Below are 23,989 nucleotides of genomic sequence, written 5' to 3' on the forward strand. Positions count from 1 at the left end.
CCTTGAAGCCGCCATCGACAACACCACAGAAACCAGCGCCCAGCAGGAATCCGTGGACGTGGTGGAACCGGGCCACGTCACCGCCGTCGAAAACCTCTCCATGCAGCAGGCGCTGAACCGCGCGCTGGCAGAGGTGCTTCAGGACAACCCCAAGGCCTTGGTCCTGGGCGAGGACGTCGGACAGCTCGGCGGCGTCTTCCGCATCACCGACGGCCTGCAGAAGCAGTTCGGCGAGGCACGGGTTTTCGACACCCCGCTGGCCGAATCCGGCATCCTGGGCATGTCCGTGGGCCTGGCCATGGCCGGATACCACCCGATCCCCGAGGTGCAGTTCGACGGGTTCGCCTACCCGGCGATCAACCAGATTGTGTGCCAGGTGGGCCGGATGAACTACCGCAGCCGCGGCACCATGCCGATGCCGATCACCCTGCGCGTGCCCAGCTTCGGCGGCATCCGCGCTCCCGAGCACCACGGCGAGTCGCTCGAATCGCTGTTCGCCCACGTGCCCGGCCTGAAGGTGGTTTCGCCGTCCAGCCCGAACGAGGGCTATCACCTGCTCAAGCACGCGGCCACGCGGCCGGACCCGGTGATCTTCATGGAGCCGAAGTCCCGCTACTGGCAGAAGGGCCCGGTGGACACCGGCGCCGAACCGGCTGGCTACTCCCCCGAAGGCTCGCGCATCGTCCGCGAAGGCAAGCACATGACCCTGGTGGCCTGGGGCGCCATGGTGGCCCGCTGCCTGCAGGTCGCCGAGCTCGCCGCCGAAGACGGCATCGAGATTGAGGTGCTGGACCTGCGCTGGCTCAAGCCCATCGACGCCGAAGGCCTGGCCGCATCCGTGGCCAAGACGCGCCGCGCCGTCGTCGTTCATGAAGCACCGCTGACCTCCGGTCTCGGTGCGGAGGTGGCCGCACTGATTACCGAGCGCTGCTTCGACACCCTGCGGGCGCCTGTTGAGCGGGTGACCGGATTCGACGTACCGTACCCTTCGGGAGACCTGGAAGACGAGTACGTACCCAACATTGACCGCATCCTGTTCGGGATCCAGCGAGTATTGGAGTATCGCCGTGGCTGAAATTACGTTCCCCCTGCCGGATTTTGGTGAGGGCCTGATCGAGGCAACCGTGCTGGAATGGCTGGTCGCCGAGGGCGAGCAGATCGAGCGCAACCATCCGCTGGTCGAGGTGGAGACCACCAAGTCCGCCGTCGAACTGCCCTCCCCGCAGGCGGGCAAAGTGGTGAAAATCCATGGTGAACCCGGCGACACCATCAAGGTGGGCGAACCGCTGATCGTCTTCGAAGTTCCCGACGACACCGCCGGTATTGTGGGCACAGTACCGAAGGAAGAAGCGCCTAAGCGCCGCGTCCGCTTGACCGCGGCGCTCGACGACGAGGACTGAGCATGGGAAACAACCCGCAGCACACCGTTGAAGGCCTCGACCCGCGCCTGCACGTTCAGGTGCACGAGGCCGCCGAAGGGACCGAAGGCCCCCGCCGTCCGGTGATCCTGCTGCACGGTTTCGCCTCCTCCAGCAAGCTCAACTGGGAGGACGCCGGCTGGATCACGGCGCTGACCCAGGCCGGCCGGCGCGTGGTCACAGTGGACCTTCCCGGCCACGGCGAAAGCGCCGCGCCGGAAGAGATGGATGCCTATGCCCCCAGCCGGATCCGCGCCGACCTGCTGCAGCTGGTCCAGGACGCGAAGGTCCGTCCGCTGAAAGAGAACGACGCCGACACCGGGGTTGACCTGATCGGCTACTCCCTGGGAGCGCGGCTGGCGTGGGAGTTCGGCGCCACCCAGCCGGAACTCGTCCGGCGGATGGTGCTGGGCGGACCCGGCAGCAGCGACCCCTTGGCGGACTTCGACCTGCGCGCTGCCCAGCGCTTCCTGGCGGACGGGACGCCCATCGAGGACGTCAACACCGCCGAGCTCCTGCGGATGGCCAAGCTGGTGCCGTCGAACGACATCTTCGCGCTGATGACCATGATCGAGGCGATCAAGACCGAACCGTTCGTCCCGACCGAGGCCGTGCCGAGAATGCCGGTGCTCCTGGTGGCCGGCGACAAGGATGACCTGGCTGTCACCGCACCGGAGCTGGCTGCGCTCTCCGACGCGGCGGAGCTGATGTGGCTGCCCGCGCGCACGCACGCCAATGCGGTGACCTCCCGGGCGTTCAAGACCGCCGCCATCGAATTCCTCGCTGGTTGACCGTTCGCGCATTATTTCGGTGCCGTGAAGGGCGCTTTTGGTCGGTACAATTACCGATGAGACTAAAATCCTGGGGCGTGGAGGCTTGATGGAGGTATTCCTGGGCGGGCGCTACAGGACACGGGAGCTCATAGGCACCGGCGGGGCAGCGTCCGTGTACCGGGCCGTGGACGAATCCTTGGGCCGCGAGGTGGCGGTCAAGATGTTCGCACCGACGACGCCGGACGATGACGAGTACCGGCGGCAACACACCGAAACCCTGCTGCTGGCCACGCTGAACCACCCCGGTTTGGTGACCTTGCTGGATGCCGGTTTGCACACGGCGGCCGACGGCGCCACCACCAGTTACCTGGTGATGGAACTGATCGAAGGGGCCGACCTCCGGCGCAGATTGCGGAGCGGTCCGCTCTCTTCCGTGGACACAGCCCAAATCGGGGCCGACCTCGCCGATGCATTGAACTACATCCACGATCAGGGTGTGATTCACCGCGACGTGAAGCCGGCCAATATCCTGCTGGCCAACGGCAGCCCGAACGACACCCGACACCACCCCAAATTGTCCGACTTTGGGATCGCCCGAATGGTCGAATCCAGCATGGCCACGGCCCAAGGCGCGACCATCGGAACGGCGAACTACCTCAGCCCGGAACAGGCCGTCGGCGAGAAAGTTACCGGCGCCAGCGATGTTTACTCCTTGGCCCTGGTGCTCTTCGAGTGCCTCACCCAGCGCAAGGCCTTCCCGGGTACGCCTATGGAGGCAGCGGTCGCACGCCTGTTGCGGGACCCGGAGTTTCCCGATTCGCTGGATCCCGAATGGGCGGACCTGCTGACCTGGATGACCCGCCGCGACCCGCAGACTCGTCCGACCGCCCACGAAGTGGCCTTGAGGTTGCGGAACCTGGCAGAAGCGCCGCTGCCCGAGCAGATCGTAGCGACGGCCCCCGTGTTGTCATCCCCTGCGTTGTCGTCACCTGCGCTGTTGACCGGTACGACCGGACCGGATACGGCCGGGGCGATCGAAGAGCGTACCGGCGGGCACATCACCGGAAACGTGGCCATTCCCGCGCCGCCGAACCGCGCTCCCAGCGTGGGCTGAACCGGCGTTCTGCTAACTCTGCCCGCTGGCGGCTTCTTCGTTCGCCGGGGGGGGTGTGGGGGCTGCCCGCACGCCTAGGAGTGCGGCCGATCTGCGCCGGTTGATTGCTCCGGCGATCTTTCGCGACGAAATCCGCAGAGCGAGCATCCGCTGGTGACGTCTGATCTGCGCCGGTTGATGATTGACGCCCTGAAAAGGGCCTAAGCCAGTAATGGTGCGGTCTGGAGTGCCTGGGGTGGGACGTGGGTTTGCCAGTAGGAGTTGCGCAGCGGTTTGCGGCGGGGGTCGACGTAGTCCGGCGGGGTGAACCAGGGGATGCCGTCGAGGACGTTGATCTCCCAGTTGCCTTGCTCGATCAGGTCGTGGTGGAGCAAGCAGAGGCACACCCCGTTATCGACAGTGGTGCGGCCGCCGGCCCACCACGGAATGATGTGGTGCGCTTCGGTCCAGAACGCGGGCATGCTGCACCCCGGGAAGGCACAGCCCTTGTCCCGGGCGACCAGCGCCCGGCGGATGGCCCGGTTGAAGAACCGTTGCGACCTGCCCAGATCCAGGATTTCGCCCTCGGACCCGAGAACGGCCGGGATGATTTCCGCGTCGCAGGCCATCCGGCGCACCGTGGTGGCCGAGACCGGTCCGTTAAAGACCGCGCTGCCGCCGCCGGAGAGCAGCCCGGCCAGCTGGTCATACCCCGTGGTAACGATCACCTGCGTCCGGTGCCCGCCCGAGTCCGGAAGCCTGCCGGTGTTCAACGCGATCCGGCAAGCACCGACCAGGCCCGCGAGCAGCTTCTGCGCCCGGGTGGCACCGTCCATCGCCTCCACCACGGCCGGGTCCACCGCGGCAACCGGGTCCTCACTGGTGGGGCCTCCACCGCTGTGACGGGATGCCGAATCGGCGCTGCCTTCCGCGGCCGCCCTGTCCGTCCCGCCCGCACCAGCGGCGCCGGCGCCGCCCCTGCCTGCCTCCGTAAATCCGGTCCCGGCAACATTGCTGTTACCGCCGCCCATGGACGTGCCCGCGTCGGTGTTTGCCGCGCTGCCGGTGCCGGGGCCGGAGGGTCCTGCCGTGCCACCTTCGCCGTTGGCGGCGGTTTCGATGGCGTCGGGGCGGATCCGCGGGTTCGCGGCGCTGTTCATCACGGTGGCTAGGGCTTCGTACTGGGCATCGGTGGTGTTAATGACGAACTGGTGCAACCCCCGCCGCCGGCCCCGGTAGAACATGCCCTGCCGGGCCCGCAGTTCCTCCTCCGTCGGCTCGGCACCGTCCTGGTCGACCGCCGTTTCCCACGTCCTGGCGACCATCACCAGGGTGTCGGCATCGGCCTCTACGGCCTGCCGGACCAGCGACGCTTCCATCGCCTGCAACGCCTCCGGGGTACCGGCGTGCCGAGCCCGGTCCAGAGAATCCACCACCACGGCCGCGGCCTGGCCGCTGACCTCCCCACCGGCCATAGCCTCCGCCAACACCGGCAGCACCGGGACACCGGGTTCCCCGTCAAAGCGCGCCGGCGCGGTGATCGCCTTGCCGACCCGCAGCCTGCGCCGCGCCTCGACAATACCGATCCCCAACCTTGAGCGCAGATACTCCGCGTTGTTGGCGAACTCTGTCTTGCGGCGGCGCTGCGCCGGCTTTGACCCGCACAGGTCCGGGTCGACGGCGTCGCCGCCGCCGGTGTTGATCGCCGCCGCCGGATCCGCCCACTCCCCCGCCCCCGTACAGGCTTCGGCCTCGGCGCCTGTGCCGGGGCAGGGCGCCGTGGAGTGTTCGCCGTTGGCGGCGATGTCTGCCCGTTCCACGGACTGGGCGCCGGCGGCCTGCAGGAACTCCACGAGCTTCGAAACGTCCTCGACCGCCGCTACGGTATCGGCGAGATCCCGGGTGCACAAAGATGCAGACTCCGCGGGAAAGTGGTCAGCGACATCCTGCAGCAGGGCAAACGCCTGGGTCAGGGATGTTCCCACTTCCCCGGTGCGGTCCAACGGTGCAAGAGCCATACCACAATTTTATTAGTACGCACATTCGACAGCCACCAAAAGCTGCCATTGTGTAGGAATAGTGGATGGCTTCTTGAGACGTCCCCCAGGGAACGGGCCAAGACCGGAGCACAGGCCGAAAGCGGCCGGGAGAAGCGGGCTGACCCTAACAAACACGGCGCTGAAACCAGTCGCCCGAACCGGCCAACCGGATTAGCGGGGGCCGCAGGGCCAGGGACGCCGATGAGGCGACAGCCGCTCGGGCCAGCGCTAGCCGCCACCACTCACCGACCAAGCGGGCCGGCGCTAGGCGCCGTCAACTCACCGACCAATCCAGCCAGCACTGGCCGCCCCCCACCGGCCATTCCAGCCAGCGCTAGCCGCCACCATCTCACCGCCCAGTCGGTCGAAAACCTTCCAGCCGCCCTTGACGTGGCCCCCGCCACAGGCCATGATGGATCATATACGATTTCGTACTTCACAGGAGGATGCTTTGTCCGAAGCCAACGCCACCCAGTCCGCGGGCACGCTGAAGGCGGTGGATTCCCAGATCCTGGAGGACGCCGGCAAGGTGCTGGCCGTACATCTGTCCTACAACTCCCGGGCGGAACAGCGTGGACGGGTTCCGGCTCACCCCTCCTACTTCATGAAGGCCTCCTCCTCGCTGGCCCTCTCGGGCGGCACTGTGGAGCGCCCCGCGGGCACCGAGCTGCTGGCCTTCGAGGGCGAAATCGCCCTCATCATCGGCAAGCCCGCCCGCCGCGTCACCGTCGAGGAGGCCTGGGACCATGTGGGCCATGTGACCGCCAGCAACGACCTGGGCGTCTACGACATCAAGTACGCGGACAAGGGCTCCAACGTCCGCTCCAAGTCCGGCGACGGCTTCACGCCGATCGGCCCGGCCCTGCTGCCCGCCGCGTCGGTCAACCCGGACGCCCTCCGGATCCGCACCTGGGTCAACGGGGAGGTCGTCCAGGACGACACGACCGCCGGCCTGATCTTCTCCTTCGCCCGCATTGTCGCCGACCTGTCGCAGCTGATGACACTGCACCCGGGAGACATTATCCTCACCGGAACCCCGGCCGGCTCCTCCGTGATCGTGCCGGGCGACGTCGTCGAGGTCGAGGTCTCCGACGAAGCCGCCGGGCTGAGCACCGGCCGCCTGTCGACCACCGTCACCCAGGGCGAGGCGGAATTCGCGTCCTTCGGCAACACTCCCAAGATCACCGACACCGACCGGATCGATGCCTTCGGCAGCGAGGAAGCGGCCGGCCTGGCCCCGGCAATCACCGGCAAGTCCGCGCTGACCGAGGACGTCAAGGCCAAGCTGCTCTCGGTCGCCACGGCCACCATCTCCGGCGCGTTGCGGAAGCGGGGGCTGAACAACGTCAGCGTTGACGGCCTGCTGGCCACCAAGCCCGGCCAGAAGGTCATCGGCACCGCCCGCACGCTGCGGTATGTGCCCAACCGTGAGGACCTGTTCAAGTCCCACGGCGGCGGCTACAACGCGCAGAAGCGCATCATCGACGCGCTCGGCCCGGGCGAGATCCTGGTCATGGAGGCCCGCGGCGAGAAGGGCTCCGGCACCCTCGGGGACATCCTCGCCCTGCGCTCCCAGGTGCGCGGTGCGGAAGCCATTATTACCGACGGCGGTGTCCGCGACCTTTCCGAGGTGGCGGCGCTGGACATCCCGACGTTCTACAACGGCGCCCACCCGGCGGTGCTGGGGCGCAAGCACGTGCCCTGGGACACCGACGTGACGGTCGCCTGCGGCGGCACCACCATCCAGCCCGGGGACATCATCGTCGCCGACGACAACGGCATCCTGGTGATACCGCCGGCCCTGGCCGCCGAGATCGCGGACGAGGTCGTCGAACAGGAACGCCAGGACAGCTTCGTCTTCGAAATGGTCAAGGAAGGCCACAAGATCGAGGGCCTGTTCCCGATGAACGCCGAATGGCGCGCACGCTACGAGGCCTGGGTCGCGGAGCAGCCGAAGTGACCACCCTGGCCCCCAGCAAGTCGGAACAGGCCTACGAGCTGCTGCACGAGCGGATCGCCAAGGGCGAGCTGGTGCCCGGCTACCGGTTGGTCCTCGGGACCATCGCCGCGGAGCTTGGCTGCAGTACCGTCCCGGTGCGCGAGGCGATCCGCCGGCTGGAGGCCGAGGGCCTGGTGACGTTCGAGCGCAATATCGGGGCGACGGTGGCAGCCGTCGACGCCGAGTTGTACCTTCACACCATGGAGACGCTGGCCGTGATCGAGGGCGCGGCAACGGCCTTGGCCGCGCCGCTGCTCTCCGCCGTGGACCTGGCCGAGGCCCGCGCGGTCAACGCCGAGCTGCGCCGGTGCCTGGAGGACTTCGATCCGCGCCGCTTCACCCAGCTCAACGACCGGTTCCATGCCGGGTTGTACGAACGCTGCCCGAACCCGCACATCCTGGACCTGGTACACCGGGGCTGGAACCGGCTCAACGCCATGCGGGCCTCCAGCTTCAGCCATATCCCCGGCCGGGCCCGCTCCTCGGTCGAGGAGCACGAGCATCTGCTGGATTTGATCGACGCCGGTGCCAGCACCGGCGAGGTGGAGAAGGCGGCCCGGGCACACCGGACCAACACGCTCAACGCCTACCTGGCTGCGGACGGCTTGCCGCCCTCGCCCCTGTAGGCCGCGCCCGCTGCGGAAGGCGGCATCCCGCCGTCGTCAGCGGTCAAGCACCCAACACAGCCCAGACCTCACCGACTACCGACCATTCAACCCCAATGGAAAGGACCATCATGGCCGAGCACTTTGTCCCGGACAACCTGCCCACCCACCTGCAGCACTACATCGGCGGCAAGCTTGTCGACTCCATCGACGGCGACACTTTCGACGTGCTAGACCCGGTCACCAACAAGCCCTACCTCAAGGCTGCCTCCGGCAAGGTCGCCGACGTCGCCGCGGCCGTTGCCGCCGCCAAGGACGCCTTCGAGAACGGTCCCTGGCCCACCATGCTTCCGCGCCAGCGCTCCCGCGTGCTGCACAAGGTCGCCGATATCGTCGAGTCCCGCGGCCAGGAACTGGCCGAGATGGAGTGCTTCGACACCGGGCTGCCCATCAAGCAGGCCCTGGGGCAGGCCCAGCGCGCGGCGGAGAACTTCCGCTTCTTCGCCGACCTCATCGTCGCCCAGCACGACGACGCCTTCAAGGTTCCCGGCCGCCAGGCCAACTACGTCAACCGCAAGCCGATCGGCGTTGCCGGCCTGATCACGCCGTGGAACACCCCGTTCATGCTGGAGTCCTGGAAGCTGGGTCCGGCGCTGGCGACCGGCAACACCGTGGTCCTGAAGCCGGCCGAGTTCACCCCGCTCTCCGCATCCCTGTGGCCGGGAATCTTCGAAGAAGCCGGCCTGCCCGAGGGCGTCTTCAACATCGTCCACGGCTACGGCGAGGAAGGCTTCGCCGGGGACTCCCTGGTCAAGCACCCGGACGTCCCGCTGATCTCCTTCACGGGCGAGTCCCGCACGGGCCAGATCATCTTCGCGAACGCGGCTCCGTACCTGAAGGGCCTGTCCATGGAGCTGGGCGGCAAGTCCCCCGCCGTCGTCTTCGAGGATGCCGATCTGGAGGCAGCCATCGACGCGACGATCTTCGGAGTCTTCTCCCTCAACGGCGAGCGCTGCACCGCGGGCTCGCGCATCTTGGTCCAGCGGAGCATTTACGACGAGTTCGTTGAGCGCTACTCCGCCCAGGCAAAGCGCGTGAAGGTAGGCCTCCCCCACGAGGAAACGACAGAGGTCGGCGCCCTGGTCCACCCGGAGCACTTCGACAAGGTCATGTCCTACGTGGAGATCGGCAAGCAGGAGGCCCGCCTGACGGCCGGCGGCGGCCGCCCCGCGGAGTTCCCGGAAGGCAACTTCATCCAGCCGACCGTCTTCGCCGACGTGGCCCCCGACGCCCGGATCTTCCAGGAGGAAATCTTCGGGCCGGTCGTGGCCATCACCCCGTTCGACACGGACGAGGAGGCCCTTGAACTGGCCAACAACACCAAGTACGGACTGGCCGCCTACATCTGGACCAACGACCTGAAGCGGTCCCACAACTTCGCCCAGAACGTCGAGGCCGGGATGGTGTGGCTGAACTCCAACAATGTCCGCGACCTGCGCACCCCGTTCGGCGGCGTGAAGGCGTCCGGCCTGGGCCACGAGGGCGGCTACCGCTCCATCGACTTCTACACCGACCAGCAGGCCGTGCACATCAACCTCGGCGAGGTGCACAACCCGGTCTTCGGCAAGGCCGAGGACGCCGCCGCCATCCCGGACGCCTGACACTTACCCCTACGCTCGAAGGAGAGAATTATGAGCAACGAAATCCCCAAGCCCTCGGTTCCGGCCCCGGACATCCTGCGCTGCGCCTACATGGAGATCGTGGTCACCGACCTGGCCAAGTCGCGCGCCTTCTACGTCGACCTGCTGGGCCTGCACGTGACCCACGAAGACGACGAGGCGATCTACCTGCGCTCGTTCGAAGAGTTCATCCACCACAACCTGGTGCTGCGCAAGGGCCCGATCGCCGCGGTGGCGGCTTTCGCCTACCGCGTGCGGTCCCCGGAGGACGTGGACCGTGCCGAGGCCTACTACCAGGAGCTGGGCTGCCGTACCGAGCGCCGCAAGGAAGGCTTCGTCAAGGGCATCGGCGACTCGGTCCGCGTGGAGGACCCGCTGGGCTTCCCGTACGAGTTCTTCCACGAGGTGGACCACGTAGAGCGCCTGCACATGCGCTACGACCTCTACTCCGCCGGCGAGCTGGTGCGCCTGGACCACTTCAACCAGGTCACCCCGGACGTGCCGCGCGGCCGCAAATACCTGGAAGACCTGGGCTTCCGCGTCACCGAGGACATCAAGGACTCCGACGGCGTGACCTACGCGGCCTGGATGCACCGTAAGGGCACCGTGCACGACACCGCCCTGACCGGCGGCAACGGCCCGCGCATGCACCACGTGGCCTTCTCCACCCACGAGAAGCACAACATCATCCAGATCTGCGACAAGATGGGCGCCCTGCGCATGTCCGACCGGATCGAGCGCGGCCCCGGCCGCCACGGCGTGTCCAACGCGTTCTACCTGTACATCCTGGATCCGGACGGCCACCGCGTGGAGATCTACACCCAGGACTACTACACCGGCGACCCGGACAACCCCGTCATCACCTGGGACGTCCACGACAACCAGCGCCGCGACTGGTGGGGCAACCCGGTGGTCCCGTCCTGGTACACCGAGGCGTCCCTGGTCCTGGACCTCGACGGCAACCCGCAGGAAGTCATCGAGCGCACCGACAACTCCGAGATGGAGGTGACCATCGGCGCCGACGGGTTCTCCTTCACCCGGGAAGACGACGAGGACGGCACCTTCCGCGGCCAGGCGTCGAAGGGCTTTAAGATCGGCAACCAGGTGTAATCCTGGTTCTCGACCACATGACGACGCCGCTGGGCGGCTTCCGCACGGAAGCCGCCCATCGGCGTCTGTGGCCTTGTCCACCTTGCCGCGGGATGCCACACTGGCACCTAAATGCGGTGCCGGTGCCCGGCCGACAGGGCCGCCCCCGGTTGCCGACCGTTCTAGGGGATTGGGGGGGACGGCGTGAATATTCTCCGCACCGTCGTTGCACGTATAGAACGAACCGAGGCTCTGGACAAGGTTGCCGAGCCGGTGGCCGGACTGGTGGGCAGGATGGTCAGTCCCCGGCCGATCAGGAACATCCTCAGCGGCAGCTTTGTGGGCCATCCGCTGCATCCGCTCATGACCGACTTTCCTATCGGCGCCTGGACCATGTCCACGCTGCTCGACACCGTGGGCGGTCGCCGTTCCGAGCCCGCGGCCGACCTCCTGGTCGCTGCCGGGATCCTCACGGCCGCACCCACGGCATGGGCCGGGCTCAACGACTGGTCGTATACCCAGGGCGAGGACCGCCGGCTCGGCATCGTGCACGCCGCTTCCAACTCGGCGGCGCTGGCTTGCTTCGCCGCTTCCTTCCTGGCCCGCCGCAGCGGCAGCCGGGGGCTCGCCAAGGTGCTCGCCCTGGGCGGCTTCGGGCTGGTCATGTCCGGCGGCTACCTGGGCGGTCACCTGAGCTACGCGCGCGGCGTCAATGTCAATCACACCGCGTGGCGAAAAGGTCCCGTCGAGTGGACCCCTGTCCTGACGGAGAACGAGCTGGCCGAGGGCCGGCCGCAGCTGGCGCGCGCGGGAGACGTGTCGCTGGTCCTGTATCGCAGCGACGGCACCGTCCGGGCGCTGGACAGCGTCTGCAGCCACATGGGCGGGCCGCTGGCAGAAGGACAGGTCGACGACGGCTGCATCACCTGCCCCTGGCACGGCAGCCAGTTCCGCCTGGCGGACGGCAGCATCGTCAGGGGCCCCGCCAGCTCCGAGCAGCCTGCCTACGAAACACGCGTCCGCGAAGGGCAGGTCGAGGTCCGGCTGAGCTGACCGGATCAGCCCCGCGGAGACCTCGCCCTGGGCCCACGGGAGGCCCGGCGGGCGTCGGATCCGGCAATGACGAGCGTGGCAACGACCGACGCCGCGGTGACAGCCAGGCCGGCGGTGATCGCCTCCGTCCAGCCTGACCGGGCCTGGACGGAAAAGGCGACGGCGGTGATCACCGCGATGCCCACGGCAGTGCCGATGCGCTGGGACGTCTGCAGCACTCCCCCGGCGCTGCCCGCGTACTCCAACGACACGTCGGCCAGGGTCAGCGTCTGGTTGGGGGTGATAATCAGGCCCTGCGCCATGCCGATGAACGACAATGTCAGCAGCATCCACCAGATGCTGAGCAGGCCTGCCGCTTCCAGTTGGATGACGGCGATAGTCAGCGCCAGCCCCAGCAACGCACAGAGGATCCCGACGACGATCATCTGCCGTCCCCGCTCCAGCACCCGCTTGCCGGACCAGTGCGACGAATACGCCCCGAACAGTGCAGCAGGCAGCCCGATCAGCCCTGCCTCGAGTGCGGTGCCGCCCAGCCCCTGCTGGATGTAGAGCGCCACCAGCACCCAAACGCTCGTCACGCCCATGAAATACAGGCCGGCGATCAGCGAGCCCGCGGAGAAGCTGCGGGTGCGGAAGATCCGCAGGTCGACCATCGGGCTGCGCCCGCGGTGGCGGTAGGAATGCTCCCACCACGCCCACAGCGCCAGCAGTCCCGCGCCGCCGGGAAGCAGCAGCCAGATCCATGCACCGGTCCCGCGTTCGACGAACGGCAGCAGCAGCGCCAGCACGGCCAGGCCCAGCAGCACAGCCCCGACGGGATCGAGGTCACGCTCGGCTTTGGCTACGCGGGTCCCGGTTGTTCCGGGCGCGGCGGCTCTGGCCGTGGCAGTGTCGGGCGCGGCGGTTCCGGCCGCGGCGGTGCGACGATCATTGGCGGCGGCGCCTTCGCGGTCTTTAGCCCCGGGGCGGTCGGCAGTGCGCCGCGGCTTGAACCACATCAGCGCGAGCACGATTGCCAGGATCCCGACCGGCACGTTGACCAGGAAGGTCCAGCGCCATCCGTCCTGGACCCCGGCGAACTCAATGATCATCCCGCCCAGCAGGGGTCCGATGGCCACCGAAATGCCAATCACGCTGCCGAGCGCCCCGTAGGCACGGCCGCGTTCCGCGCCGCGGAAATACTGCTGGATCATGCCCACGGCCTGCGGATTCAGCAGGCCCGACCCCAGCCCTTGCACAAAGCGCGTGATGTTCAGGCTGAGGGGGTCGGGAGCGAGTCCGGCGGCCACCGAGGAGAGCGTGAAAATCGCGACGCCGGCAATGAACAGGGGGCCGCGGCCCAGGATATCCCCCGCCCGGCCGGCAGCGACCAGCACCACACCAAATGTCAGCGCGTAGCCGGAAAGCACCCACTGCAGGTCCGAGTCCGTCGCGCCCAATCCGATCTGGATGGACGGCAGCACCACGTTGACGATGCTGACGCTCACCAGCGACATGAAGATGGCCACCAGCAGCACGGCCAGGATCCGCCAGCGGCCCGGATCCGGGACGAAGCCAGCCTCCACGCCGTCCGGGCCGGCCGGTGCGGGCGCGGGACGGTTTTCTGGAACGGAATCGGAGGCTTGAGTCACCTACCATTCATACGCCGGGACGGGGCTGCTGCCAAACCGTGAGTGCCTGTGCGGCGACAGTTAAACGAAAGAGCCGGAGCGGCAGGTGTTGGGGGAAACCTGCGGGTCCGGCTCTTCCACGCCCGGACCCAAGTCCAGGCGACGCGATGCGGGCCCCCGTTCCGAGCCCCACCGTTGTCTAGAGCCTATCCGGCATGCCGTCAGCCCGCGATGGGGAGAACTACCCATGCCGGTTAAGCGGTTCGACAGGGTCTCCACGGTAGGTGGCGCTCTCCCGTCACCTGACGTCCAGCCAACGTAGCGGACGCTCTCCCTCGCCGGACGTTTAGCCACCGCAGCGGGCGGGCGCTCCCCGCCACCCGGCGTGCAGCCACCACCGCTAGGGCGTTCGCTCCCCCTCGCGACCTCGGGAACGCAAGAGGATACTAAAGCCGTGGGACTGTTGAGCGGGGCACCTGCCCCTTTCGCCGATCGACCCGATGCGGCCCGACAGCTTGCGGCCGAACTGACAGCCTACCGCGGCCGCAACGACGTCACCGTGCTGGGGCTGGCGCGCGGGGGTGTGCCGGTGGCCGCGGTGCTGGCGAAAGAACTGGCCGCCGACTTTGATGCGCTCATCGTTCGTAAATTAGGCATTCCGGGCCAGCCGGAGGTTGCCTTCGGTGCCTTGGCCGCCCACGGCGGGCACACCGCCGTCGTCATGGTGGAACCGATACTGACAGAACTGCGCCGCCGCAATTACAGCGACGAACTCCTGCAGCAGGTCCAAGACCGGGAACGTGTCGAATTGAAGCGGCGGCAGGAGGCGTATCTCCATGGCAGGACGGCAGAGGTCCGCGGCCGAACCGCCATTCTCTGCGATGACGGACTGGCGACCGGTGCCACCATGAAGGCCGCGATCAACGCCGTCAGGCAAAGCGAGCCCCGCGAGATCGTCGTCGCGGTGCCGGTGGGCCCGCCGCAGGCCTGCGCCGAGCTCGAGAAACTGGCCGACGTCGTGTTCTGCCTGCGCAGGCCGCGCAACTTCAGGGCCGTCGGCGAGGCCTACCAGTACTTTGGCCAGGTCAGCGACGACGAGGTACTGGCAGCGCTTCCCCGGTAGCGGCTGCGTCTGCAGCTCGTAAAAGCTCGTAAAACAGCGGACCGCCGCCGGGTGCAATCACCCGGCGGCGGCCCGCTGCCTTCAGCTGGTTCTGCTGTGTGTTCAGAACCTAGTGCGCCTCGGGGTGCCGCTTAAGGTGCTCGATCTCGGGGTCGATCGCCCGAAGGTTCGCGCCCTTGGTTTCCTTGACCATGGAAACGGCGACCAGCGAGATCACGCACAACACCATGATGTAAATGCCGATCGGAATCGTGCTTCCGGTCTGGCCCAGCAGCAGCTCGGCGATCATCGGGGCGAACGCGCCGCCGAGGATGGCGCCGATGGCGTAGCCGATAGAGACGCCGGAGTACCGCACGTTCGCCGGGAACATTTCCGCGTACAGGGCTGACTGGGGACCGTACGACAGGCCCAGCCCGATGGTCAGGACAAACATGGCGATGCCCATCAGCACGATGCTCGCCGTGTCGATCAGCATGAACATCGGAATCTGCCAGAGCAGTACCCAGACGTAGCCGATCTGGAACGTGCGGATTCGCCCGATCTTGTCCGAGAGGATGCCGCCGTACATCGTGAAGGCCAGCCAGCCGAAGGCCGCCAGCGTCGTCGCCAGGAGCACGGACGGGCGGTGCATGCCCAGGCCGCCGGCCTCGACATCCTTGGTGGCATACGAGGCGAAGAACGCGATCAGCAGATAGCCGGCGGCGTTGTTGGCAATGAAGATCAGCGCGGTGAGGATGACCTGCTTCCAGTTGTGCCGGAACAGCAGGCGCAGCGGAGCGGCAGATTCCTTCTTGCGTTCCTGCATCTCCTTGAACACCGGGGACTCGTCCACGGCGCGCCGGATGATGTAGCCGACCACGATCAGCACGATCGAGAACAGGAAGGGAATACGCCAGCCCCAGGCCAGGAACTGGTCCTCGCTCATCACGGTCGTGAGCAGCCACATCACGCCGGTGGCCAGGATCATGCCGCAGGGAACACCGATCTGCGGGTACGCGCCGAAGAAGCCGCGCTTGTTGATCGGGGCGTGCTCGACGGACATCAGGGCAGCGCCGCCCCATTCACCGCCGGCCGAGAAGCCCTGCAGGATGCGGAGCACCACGAGCAGGATCGGAGCCGCGATGCCGATCTGGTCGTAGGTCGGCAGCAAACCGATCAGCGCAGTCGCCACGCCCATCAGCATCAGCGTAAAGACCAGCATCAGCTTCCGCCCCAGCCGGTCCCCGAGGTGTCCGGCGACGATGGCGCCGAGCGGGCGGAAGAGGAAGCTAATGCCCAGCGACGCCCAGGCGACGATCTGCGCCAGGCCGGCGCTCTCCTGGGACAGCGGGGCAAAGTACAACGTAGCCAGCACCAGGCCGGCGGCTTGCGCATAGATGAAGAAGTCGTACCACTCGATGGTGGTCCCGACCAAGGTGCCGGCGAGCACCTTGCGCTCTTCACGGCGGGCTGCTGGGCTAAGATTGCCTGCCAGCTCTTCTGACGTTGACATATTTTCTCCGTGTATTCACAGAACGGGTTACCGAACGGTCGGTAATGTGACTGGAGCCATACTACCGGACAGTGACAGGCCACACATAGGGCCGCCATATCATTTCCATAACGCCCCCGCGATGCGGGGTCGCGTCCCGACAACGCTTGCCCGGCGCGGGAACGACGCCGCCCAGTTTCGCGGACAGACCCCCCGACGCAGGAACGACGCCACCGGTTTCGCGGACAGCAAGCGGGACGCGTGGCTGGGCGTCCTTGCCGCGGCCCTCCAGCTGGTCGCCGGGAAGCGGGCGGACCCGCCGGAGCGACGCCCATCTCAAAGGCAGCGGCCGGGAACGCGGCGGTGTTGCGTTCTATAGTTGGACGGTTTGTCCTGATATAGAACAATAGGACCTGTGAGGACCGACACAGGACGCATGTTCGGTCCCCCAGCAGCTCCCCTAGCCAGGAATTTTTCAGAGGATGGACCGATGAGCCAGACCCCCACCAAACCCGCCCCGGCGCACTCGCAGACCCTTTCGCGCGGCATCAAGGCATTGGAGATCCTGGCGGAAGCGCAGTCGCCGATGACGATCGCCGAGTTGTCCGAGGCGTTGGGGGTGCACCGTTCGGTCGCCTACCGGATCCTGCGCACGCTCGAAGACCATTCGCTGCTGATGCGCGATTCGGCTGGCCGGGTGCAGGCGGGGCCCGGCCTGGCCGCGCTGGCCCGCGGTGTTTCGCGGGACCTGCAGTCGGCGGCGCTGCCGGAGCTGACTGCCCTGGCCAACGACCTGATGATGACAGCCTTTATCGCGGTCTGGGACCAGCACGACTGCGTCACGCTGCTGACCGTGGAGCCGCGGCATACGACGGCGCTGGTGCAGCGTCCGGGCACCCGGCATTCCTTCGCCGCGGGAGCCCCGGGCATCGCCATCCAATCGGCCCTGACCCGGGACCAGTGGGAGCAGCATGCTCCGGGGCAGCCGATCCGTCCGGAAGCCCGGCTGGCCAAGGACGCCGGTTATGCCATCAGCCATGACGAGGTCATCCCCGGCGTCTCGTCGGTCGCTGTGCCGGTCACCGTCCCGGGCCAGCTCCCGGCGGCCGTCGCCGTGGTCTACATCCGGACCGATACGCCCGACGAGGAAATTGCGGAGGCGTTGAAGCGTTCCGCCGCCGCCATTGAGGCGGAGCTGCACTGAGCCGGGCTTAGCCCTGCGGGCGCCGGACGACGGGGCCGCAGTCAGGCGCCCTGCCGGCGCCGGACGACGGCGGCAGCGATCAGGCCAAGCACCAGCAGCATGGCCGAAGCGGCAACCGACACCAGGAACGCACCGGAGTGGCCCATGTTCTCGGCCAGCGCACCGGCTACTGCTGAACCGATGGCAGAGCCGAGGACGACGCCGCTGGCGAGCAGCGTCATCACCGTACCGAGCCGCTCATCCGGTGCGACCAGGCTTCCGATGCCGTAAATGGTGACCATCGTGGGCCCAACGGGCACGCCGACCAACAGCAGCACGAGAATCATCGGCAGCACTTCGGCGGGCAGCAGCAGCAGTACGCAGAACGCCGTCATCGCCGCCGCGCACACGACCCAGCGGCTCGAATGTTTCCACCGTGCGGGCCAGTAGGCGACGGACAGGGCACCGAAGGCCGACGTCAGGCCCAGCAGCGCATAGAGCAGGCCGGCGGTGTCGGCCGCGCCAAAACTGCCGCCGAAAGCACTCAGGGCGTTCTGGGTTGCGCCAAAGAACACGCCCATGGCCACCATGCCCAGCACGGGGATGGCGACCAGCGGCCAGTTGATCCGCACCGGCGAGGCCGCCGCAGCGGCTCCCGGGTGCGCCTTGACCAGTCCCGGCGTCACCGGAACGACGGCGCGGTAGGTGGGGTGGACGGCGAAGGCAGTAACCATCGTTACGGTCAGGGCAGCGGCCAACACGAAGGGCAGCCACGGGGCAATCAGCGCCGCGAGCAGCCCGACCAGCGCCGGTCCGAGCACGAACGTCAGTTCATCGGCGGTGCTCTCGTAGGACAGCGCGGTATCCAGTACCGGCTTGTCGTTGCGGGTCATCGCCATCCACCGCACCCGCGCCAGCGGGCCGACCTGCGGACAGGTGGCGCCGACGGCGAAGGAGGCCGCCAGCACGGCCACGGGGCCCGCCCCACTGCCCCCGATGTAGACGGAGGTCAGCAGGACGACGATGGCACAGGTGTGTGCGGCGGCCGCGACCAGCAGCACGGGCCGTTGACCGACCCGGTCGGCAAGATAGCCGAACAACGGCGCACCGGCGGCCGAGCCGATACCGACGGCGCCGGCGGCGAAACCGCCCGAGGCATAGGATCCGGTGCTGACCGTGACCAAGGTCAGGGCTCCGACCGTCAGCATCGCCAGCGGCAGCCGGGCAACGAATCCGATGGCCAGGAAGGAGGTTCCGGCCATCCGTGCCAGCCGCGCGTAGCGGCCGAAGGGGTTTCGGGTCTTGCGCCGGCCGGAGGTGTCGTCGCTGGGGAGGTGTTGCTGTGCGGGCGCGCCGGGATCAGAAGAAGTCATCGGTTTTTCCGTTGGTTCGAACCGCGCACCGTCCCGCCTCCCGATGCGCACAACCCGTATAACATAACCATCATACCGGCGGTCAGGCGGCCCCGGTGAGCACGGTGCTGACGGAGGAGCCGTGGCGCCCCTTCGTGACCTGGAGCTGGGCGCCGATGCGCTGCTTCATGTCCGCGACGTGGCTGACCAGGCCAATGACCCGGCCCCCGTCGCGGAGTCCCTCCAACGCATCCATGACCTGTTCCAAGGCCTGCTCATCCAGGCTGCCGAACCCCTCATCGACGAACAGCGTCTCGATGTCCACGCCGCCTGCCTCTGCCTGGACCACGTCGGCGAGGCCGAGCGCCAGGGCGAGCGAGGCCATGAAGGATTCGCCGCCGGACAAGGTGGAGGTGTCGCGCCGCTGCCCCGTCCATTCGTCGCTGACGTGTAGTCCAAGGCCCGACTTCTTGTTGCCGGACTTTGAGTCGTCGTGGACCAGGGTGTACCGCCCGTCCGTCATCGCAATCAGGCGCTCCGAAGCTGCCGCCGCAATCTGCTCCAATCGCGCGGCCAAAACGTAAGTGGTGAGCGTCATCTTGCGTTCGTTCTCGCCCAGTCCCCTGACCGTGTCCGCCACAGACTGCACCAGTTCGTGCCGTGCGGCGATCGGTGCCAAGCGGACTTGTTCCTCGTCGAAACGACGGCGGTAGCTGGCAAGTTGTTGCAGCGAAGCTCTCAGCACTCCGTGCCGCACGTGGTGCTCCTGCACCACGCCGTCCAACACCGTGGCTTCCTCCCGTGCGGCGTCCAGGTCCGCGGTCCCCGGCAGCGTTTCGCCCTTTTCGAGCGCGGTGCGGGCACGGACGACGGCTTCGGAGGACTCCAGCACCTGCAGCCGCTGGCCTGCTTCGGTGTAGGCGGTGTGGCGCCGCTGGAGTTCCTGCAGTTGTGCCGGCGCCAGCAGGGACACCCGGATCTCGTCCTCCGAGGCGAAGCTGGATTGCCGGATCGCCGCGGCAAGATCGGCTTCCGCCTGCTCCAACGCGTTGCCGCAGTGGCGGTGCTGACCTAAAACATTCAGGGCATCGGCCAAGAGCTGGTCGAGGCGGGACAGTGAGGCCGCGTGTTCGTGCAGGCTGCCTCCGTTGGGACGTGACTCGCGCAGCTTCTGCTCGAGTTCACGCACGCGTTCCCTGCCGGCCTTGAGCTCGGAGTCGGCAGAGGCCTTGGCCACCGCCAGGGCCGACAGCTGCCGGCCGTTCTCGTCGAGCTGCTGCGTCGTGGCGTCCGCCCGTTCCTGCAGCCTCGTCCGCCGCTCCCTCACCGCGACGGCCTCGTCCAAGCGGGCACGGGCGGCGGCGAGCGCGTCGGTTGCCTCGGCGGCATCGGTCGCCCCGCCGCGGGAGGCCAGGGCGGAAAGTTGCTGTTCCAGTTCCGCGCAGGCCTCGCGGGCCTTGGAGTACTTGGCTTCGGCCGCCGCGTGGTCCTCCCGGGCTGCTGTTTCCTGCTCGCGTGTGACCAGGTCTCCGCCGCCGGCCGAGGCCGGTTGCGGATGTTCTGTTCCGCCGCACACCGGACAGGGGTCTCCCTCGGCGAGGTTGGTGGCGAGCTCCGCTGCGGCCTGATCGAGGCGCTGTTCCAGCAGCGACAACCAGGTTTCCTTGAGCTGAAGCTGCCTGGCCTGCGCCGCATCGCGGTTCCGGCGGGCCTCGCCGGTCTTGGCCAGGCAGGCGGCGTACTCGGCCACGGTGTCACGCAGCTGCCGGGCTTGTTCCAACCGCTCGGTAAGCAGGCCGACGTCTTCGGAGGCTGCCGCCAGCTCGGCCAGTTCCTCCTGCAGCCCGCGGCCGATGCCGGCCAGCCGTTCCCGGGCGCTTTCCGCGGCACCGATGTCCCTCGCCAGCTGGCCCGCGTGCTGTTCCAAACGCCGCACCTCGGCACCGGCCGCCTGCAGCCGCTGCTCCTCCGGCAGCAGGGCGCGGATTCGTCCGAGCTCGGCGGAGAGCTGTCCCGCCGCCTCCTCGAGCAACGCCTGTCCCGCAGCATCGGGGTCGGGGCGGCGGGAAACGAACGACGGGTAGAGCGGATGGGCTTCGGCCGCGTCGATCCGGTCCAGGAATTCTTTCCCGGCGCGTTCCGTAGCGAGCGCAGCCTGATCCCGGTGCCGGATCGGCGACGCCAGCAGTTCCGCGGATCGGTGCGATGCCAGTGTTTCGGTCAGGGCGGCGTGGCCGTCGGCGCCGTTGCGGTGCTCCGCGGCGAGTTTTTCCAGCGCCGCCAATTCCGCATGGTCGGCCAACGCCCGCTCACGACTGGCGATGGTGTCCCGCAGCCGGCCCAGCTTATCTTGTCCGCGCTCGGCCAAGTCCCGGACGGAGGCGACCGCGGACGTCATCGAGGACTCAAGCGTGGCGAGCAGGTCCGCGGCAGGCATTGACTGGTCCGGCATGTCCTCGGCCGCCAGATGCCGGGCTGCTTCCTCTGTTGCCCGCGCCAGGAGTTGCTCGGATGCTGCCACTGCTGCCTGGTAGTCCGAGCGGGCCTTGGCCGCTTCGTCGGCCAGGACCTGCTCGACTGCCTCGTAGCGGTCGGTCGCGAACAGGCGTTGCAGCAACGGCCCGCGTTCCTTGGCATCGGCGCGCAGGAACGCCGCAAAGTCGCCTTGCGGCAGCAGGACTACCTTGGTGAACTGCTCCAAACTCATGCCCAGGACGGCCAGCAGTTCAGCCGCGGCCTCGTCGTTGCGGCCGCTTTTCTGGACCCAGGCGCCGTTGATCTTCTCACGCAACAGCGTGCGAGCCTGCTCCGTCACCGACCCGGACCGGGCCCGGGACGAGGGACGTTCCCACTGCGGGCTGCGGGTTACTTCGAACCGCCGGCCGCGCGCGGAGAATTCGCACACGACTTCCGGCTCTGTCCCGGGTTCGGCGTGGTCACTGCGCAGCCGCTTGCCCTGTTGGCGTGCGCCGGGAACCGACCCGTACAGCGCAAAACAGATGGCGTCCAGGATGCTGGTCTTGCCGGCCCCGGTCGGCCCGTTGAGCAGGAAGAGCCCTTGCGCGCCCAGCTCGTCGAAGTCGATGGTTTCCCGGGCAGCGAAAGGCCCGAAGGCCTGCATTTCAAGCCGGTGGATCCTCATGCCGATGCCTCCGCTGCCTGCACGGCCTCCAGCGCATGCGCCAGCAGTGCGCGTTCGGCGTCGCCGGCCGGCCGGGAGCGGACATGGTCCAGGAATCCGCAGCAGACCTCCAGGTCGTTCTGGGCCTTCGCGATGCGCTGGCTGTAGCTCATGGTGTCCCGGCGCGGTCCGGAGGCGGGTTCGAAGTTGAGCACCAGCGTGTCGGGGAAGCGTGCCCGCAGCCGTTCCATTGCCTTCGTTGGGCGCTCGTCGTCCGTGACCGTGATCTGGCAGTAGGCTTCCTCGGCCCAGGCATGGTCGGCAGATTCCAGCAGGTCCTGCATGGTCCCCTTGAGTACGGCGAGCTTGCGCGGTGAGGGCCAACTGACGTTTTCCACGGATGTGAGTCCGGCCGCGGTGAATTCGAGGATGATGCCGCCCTTCTCGTGTCCGGCCTCGGAAAACGAATAGGGCAGGGGAGACCCGGAATAGCGCACGGTTTCGCTCAATTTCTGGCGCCCGTGCAGGTGCCCCAGCGCCACATAGTCAAGGCCGTCGAACAAATCCAGCGGCACCGCTCCAACTCCCCCGATGCTCAGGTCGCGTTCGCTGTCCGAGGTGATGCCGCCGCTGGCGAAGGTGTGCGCCATGACCAGGGAATGCACGGTGCCGCCGGCCCTCCGCTGCTCAAGGTCGGCACGGATGCGGTCCAGCGCCGCCCGCGTGACGGCGGTGTGGCTGGGAGCCTCCGCGCCCAGTTCCTCAGCGCACATCCGCGGCTCGAGGTAGGGAATGCCGTACACGGCAAGCGTGGCCCCGTCCAGGTCCAGTTCCACCGGGTCGGCAAGCTGGTCGAGCCGGGCGCGGATATGGACCCCGCCGTGGGCCAGGATGCCGGAGCCGAAGCCCAACCGGGTGGCCGAATCGTGGTTGCCGCTGGTCAGGATCACGGTTGCCCCGGCAGCGCGGATGCGCGACAAGGCATCGGAAAAGAGGTTGACGACATCCACACCGGGCAGCGCGCGGTCGTACACGTCGCCGGCGATGAGCACCACGTCGATGCTCTCCTCGCGGACTGTCTGCAGGAGTTGCTCGACGAAGGCGTGCTGCGCCTGCAACATCCCGACGCCGTGGAAGGAACGGCCCAGATGCCAGTCCGACGTGTGCAGTAACCTCATATTTCCAAACTATCCGGCGGCTGGGACAGTTTCGGACAAGCGCAACGGCACGTCCCGAAATCGGGACGTGCCGTTGCGCGGGGCTCGTGGTTATTCGCCGTCCGGGCGTGTGCGGTTCGGCTTGCGGTCAAAGAAGTCGCGGGCTTCGGCGGCGCCCTGGTCGTCCGCTGGCGCCGGCTCGTCCGGCTGGTCCTCCACCGCGGCGTCGGGAACCTCACGTCCGGCGTTCGCGGACTCGGCCGGCACCGTGCCGGCGGAAACGGCGCCGCCGCCGACGGCAGTCTTCCCCTCCACAGTCTGGGTGGAAGACGCAGCCGGAGCACCGCCGTCGTTCGTTGCCTTGCGCGGCCCCGGCACCAGTTCGGCACTGCGGTAGAGCAGTCCGGCGATCACGGCACCGAGCAGCGGGGCCGCCCAGAACAGCCACAGTTCGCCCAGCGGGCTGCCGTCCGCGAAATACACCGCGGCCGTGGAGCGGGCCGGGTTCAGCCCTGCGTTGGAGATCGGGAGCATCACAGCGGTCAGCACGCCAAAGGCAAGCCCTACCGCGTACGGGGCGCTGCGGAGCCGGTCCAGGGACGAGGTGGCGCCCAGGTAGACCGCCACGAGCAGTCCGGTGGCGACGGTTTCGGCCAGGAACACACCCGCCATCGAGAAGCCCAGTTCGTCGCCGCCGGCGTAGCCGTTGGAGATGGACGTGAACACGGCGGCCGACTGGGCGCTGACCGGATGGCTGCCCATGATGACCCAGAGCACGACGGCGGCCAGCGAGGTGCCGGCCAGTTGCGCCAGGACGTAGGGCGGGACCGACTTCCAGGAGGTGCGGCCCGCGAGCGCGCTGCCCAGCGTGATGGCCGGGTTGAAGTGGCCCCCGGAGACATGGCCGAAGGCAAGCATGCCGGCAATTACCGCCAGGCCGAAGCCGAAGGGAACGCCGAAACCGCCCTGCGGATTGAACATGCCGATCCCCAGGGCACCGAAGAAGAGCAGGAACGATCCTGCCATTTCGGCGCCGATGCGGGCGGAGTAGCTGCGCCCCTCGCCGAGCCGGGGCGGGGCGGCGGGGAGGGCCGGGGCCGGTGACGCCGGGTGGGCTGCTGCCATGGATACTGTCCTTCTGCCGGGCCGGCTAGCCGCCGGCGATTCACTCAAAACTACTCCACTCTGGCACCGGGGTCTGGGAAAACGCTGAGTGCCTCCCGG

At 67.9% G+C, this 23,989-nt stretch carries 18 protein-coding genes; 11 read left to right on the plus strand and 7 right to left on the minus strand.

Annotated features, from left to right (window positions below; translation table 11 throughout):
• The first annotated feature begins 100 nt into the window (after positions 1-100).
• From AC5RVD_RS14185 to AC5RVD_RS14200, 4 genes are all read left to right on the plus strand, one after another.
• The gene (locus AC5RVD_RS14185) at positions 101-1,075 is read left to right on the plus strand and encodes an alpha-ketoacid dehydrogenase subunit beta (protein ID WP_494127282.1); all 975 of its coding nucleotides are present in this window, start codon (positions 101-103) and stop codon (positions 1,073-1,075) included.
• A complete protein-coding gene (locus AC5RVD_RS14190; RefSeq protein ID WP_494127265.1) occupies positions 1,068-1,400 on the plus strand; it encodes a biotin/lipoyl-containing protein in 333 nt (110 codons plus the stop codon). The genes AC5RVD_RS14185 and AC5RVD_RS14190 overlap by 8 nt, the downstream gene beginning before the upstream one ends.
• Before the next feature lie 2 nt (positions 1,401-1,402).
• Complete coding sequence (locus tag AC5RVD_RS14195) at positions 1,403-2,209, plus strand: alpha/beta fold hydrolase (RefSeq protein WP_494127266.1); 807 nt, start codon at positions 1,403-1,405, stop codon at positions 2,207-2,209.
• An 88-nt stretch (positions 2,210-2,297) separates the two neighbouring features.
• The gene (locus AC5RVD_RS14200; protein ID WP_494111241.1) at positions 2,298-3,305 is read left to right on the plus strand and encodes a serine/threonine-protein kinase; all 1,008 of its coding nucleotides are present in this window, start codon (positions 2,298-2,300) and stop codon (positions 3,303-3,305) included.
• 200 nt (positions 3,306-3,505) lie between these two features.
• Here the strand turns inward: AC5RVD_RS14200 and AC5RVD_RS14205 are convergent, their stop codons facing one another.
• Positions 3,506-5,302: an HNH endonuclease signature motif containing protein gene (locus AC5RVD_RS14205; protein ID WP_494127267.1), complete on the minus strand. Its 1,797-nt coding sequence runs from the start codon at positions 5,300-5,302 to the stop codon at positions 3,506-3,508.
• A 508-nt stretch (positions 5,303-5,810) separates the two neighbouring features.
• Here AC5RVD_RS14205 and AC5RVD_RS14210 point away from each other — a divergent pair.
• From AC5RVD_RS14210 to AC5RVD_RS14230, 5 genes are all read left to right on the plus strand, one after another.
• Positions 5,811-7,283: a fumarylacetoacetate hydrolase family protein gene (locus AC5RVD_RS14210; RefSeq protein WP_494127283.1), complete on the plus strand. Its 1,473-nt coding sequence runs from the start codon at positions 5,811-5,813 to the stop codon at positions 7,281-7,283.
• On the plus strand, positions 7,238-7,948 hold the full coding sequence (locus AC5RVD_RS14215) for a GntR family transcriptional regulator (RefSeq protein WP_494127268.1): 711 nt from the start codon (positions 7,238-7,240) through the stop codon (positions 7,946-7,948). The genes AC5RVD_RS14210 and AC5RVD_RS14215 overlap by 46 nt, the downstream gene beginning before the upstream one ends.
• A 110-nt stretch (positions 7,949-8,058) precedes the next feature.
• On the plus strand, positions 8,059-9,588 hold the full coding sequence (gene hpaE, locus AC5RVD_RS14220) for a 5-carboxymethyl-2-hydroxymuconate semialdehyde dehydrogenase (RefSeq protein WP_493979760.1): 1,530 nt from the start codon (positions 8,059-8,061) through the stop codon (positions 9,586-9,588).
• A gap of 30 nt (positions 9,589-9,618) precedes the next feature.
• Positions 9,619-10,716 carry a 3,4-dihydroxyphenylacetate 2,3-dioxygenase gene (hpaD, locus tag AC5RVD_RS14225; RefSeq protein WP_494127269.1) on the plus strand — a complete coding sequence of 366 codons (1,098 nt, stop codon included), beginning with the start codon at positions 9,619-9,621 and terminating at the stop codon, positions 10,714-10,716.
• Positions 10,717-10,899: 183 nt separating this feature from the next.
• Complete coding sequence (locus AC5RVD_RS14230) at positions 10,900-11,748, plus strand: Rieske (2Fe-2S) protein (RefSeq protein ID WP_494127270.1); 849 nt, start codon at positions 10,900-10,902, stop codon at positions 11,746-11,748.
• A 5-nt stretch (positions 11,749-11,753) separates the two neighbouring features.
• Here AC5RVD_RS14230 and AC5RVD_RS14235 read toward each other — a convergent pair whose 3' ends face one another.
• Complete coding sequence (locus AC5RVD_RS14235; protein WP_494127284.1) at positions 11,754-13,313, minus strand: MFS transporter; 1,560 nt, start codon at positions 13,311-13,313, stop codon at positions 11,754-11,756.
• Between the two features lie 499 nt (positions 13,314-13,812).
• Here AC5RVD_RS14235 and AC5RVD_RS14240 point away from each other — a divergent pair, with 499 nt between their 5' ends.
• Complete coding sequence (locus tag AC5RVD_RS14240; RefSeq protein ID WP_494127271.1) at positions 13,813-14,481, plus strand: phosphoribosyltransferase; 669 nt, start codon at positions 13,813-13,815, stop codon at positions 14,479-14,481.
• Positions 14,482-14,590: 109 nt separating this feature from the next.
• Here the strand turns inward: AC5RVD_RS14240 and AC5RVD_RS14245 are convergent, their stop codons facing one another.
• Positions 14,591-15,973, minus strand: a complete 1,383-nt coding sequence (locus AC5RVD_RS14245; protein WP_494111235.1) for an MFS transporter — start codon at positions 15,971-15,973, stop codon at positions 14,591-14,593.
• Positions 15,974-16,442: 469 nt separating this feature from the next.
• Here AC5RVD_RS14245 and AC5RVD_RS14250 point away from each other — a divergent pair, with 469 nt between their 5' ends.
• Positions 16,443-17,156 carry an IclR family transcriptional regulator gene (locus AC5RVD_RS14250; protein ID WP_494111234.1) on the plus strand — a complete coding sequence of 238 codons (714 nt, stop codon included), beginning with the start codon at positions 16,443-16,445 and terminating at the stop codon, positions 17,154-17,156.
• Positions 17,157-17,197: 41 nt separating this feature from the next.
• Here the strand turns inward: AC5RVD_RS14250 and AC5RVD_RS14255 are convergent, their stop codons facing one another.
• The 4 genes from AC5RVD_RS14255 to AC5RVD_RS14270 all read right to left on the minus strand — a co-directional run bounded on the left by AC5RVD_RS14255 (position 17,198) and on the right by AC5RVD_RS14270 (position 23,890).
• Positions 17,198-18,508, minus strand: coding sequence for an MFS transporter (locus AC5RVD_RS14255; RefSeq protein ID WP_494127272.1), 1,311 nt, complete (start codon positions 18,506-18,508; stop codon positions 17,198-17,200).
• Between the two features lie 82 nt (positions 18,509-18,590).
• A complete protein-coding gene (locus AC5RVD_RS14260) occupies positions 18,591-21,629 on the minus strand; it encodes an AAA family ATPase (protein ID WP_494127273.1) in 3,039 nt (1,012 codons plus the stop codon).
• Entirely contained in the window at positions 21,626-22,786 is a 1,161-nt protein-coding gene (locus AC5RVD_RS14265) for an exonuclease SbcCD subunit D (RefSeq protein ID WP_494127274.1), read from the minus strand. The genes AC5RVD_RS14260 and AC5RVD_RS14265 overlap by 4 nt, the downstream gene beginning before the upstream one ends.
• 90 nt (positions 22,787-22,876) lie before the next feature.
• A complete protein-coding gene (locus AC5RVD_RS14270; protein ID WP_494127275.1) occupies positions 22,877-23,890 on the minus strand; it encodes an MIP/aquaporin family protein in 1,014 nt (337 codons plus the stop codon).
• Positions 23,891-23,989: the final 99 nt, after the last annotated feature.

Source organism: Arthrobacter sp. THG-b23 (assembly GCF_059091265.1).

Coding starts and splice junctions, on each gene's coding strand:
- AC5RVD_RS14185 (WP_494127282.1), top strand. CDS start 101: ATGCAGCAGGCGCTGAACCGCGCGCTGGCAGAGGTGCTTCAGGACAAC.
- AC5RVD_RS14195 (WP_494127266.1), top strand. CDS start 1,403: ATGGGAAACAACCCGCAGCACACCGTTGAAGGCCTCGACCCGCGCCTG.
- AC5RVD_RS14200 (WP_494111241.1), top strand. CDS start 2,298: ATGGAGGTATTCCTGGGCGGGCGCTACAGGACACGGGAGCTCATAGGC.
- AC5RVD_RS14205 (WP_494127267.1), bottom strand. CDS start 5,302: ATGGCTCTTGCACCGTTGGACCGCACCGGGGAAGTGGGAACATCCCTG.
- AC5RVD_RS14215 (WP_494127268.1), top strand. CDS start 7,238: ATGGCGCGCACGCTACGAGGCCTGGGTCGCGGAGCAGCCGAAGTGACC.
- hpaE (WP_493979760.1), top strand. CDS start 8,059: ATGGCCGAGCACTTTGTCCCGGACAACCTGCCCACCCACCTGCAGCAC.
- hpaD (WP_494127269.1), top strand. CDS start 9,619: ATGAGCAACGAAATCCCCAAGCCCTCGGTTCCGGCCCCGGACATCCTG.
- AC5RVD_RS14245 (WP_494111235.1), bottom strand. CDS start 15,973: ATGTCAACGTCAGAAGAGCTGGCAGGCAATCTTAGCCCAGCAGCCCGC.
- AC5RVD_RS14250 (WP_494111234.1), top strand. CDS start 16,443: ATGAGCCAGACCCCCACCAAACCCGCCCCGGCGCACTCGCAGACCCTT.
- AC5RVD_RS14255 (WP_494127272.1), bottom strand. CDS start 18,508: ATGACTTCTTCTGATCCCGGCGCGCCCGCACAGCAACACCTCCCCAGC.
- AC5RVD_RS14260 (WP_494127273.1), bottom strand. CDS start 21,629: ATGAGGATCCACCGGCTTGAAATGCAGGCCTTCGGGCCTTTCGCTGCC.
- AC5RVD_RS14265 (WP_494127274.1), bottom strand. CDS start 22,786: ATGAGGTTACTGCACACGTCGGACTGGCATCTGGGCCGTTCCTTCCAC.
- AC5RVD_RS14270 (WP_494127275.1), bottom strand. CDS start 23,890: ATGGCAGCAGCCCACCCGGCGTCACCGGCCCCGGCCCTCCCCGCCGCC.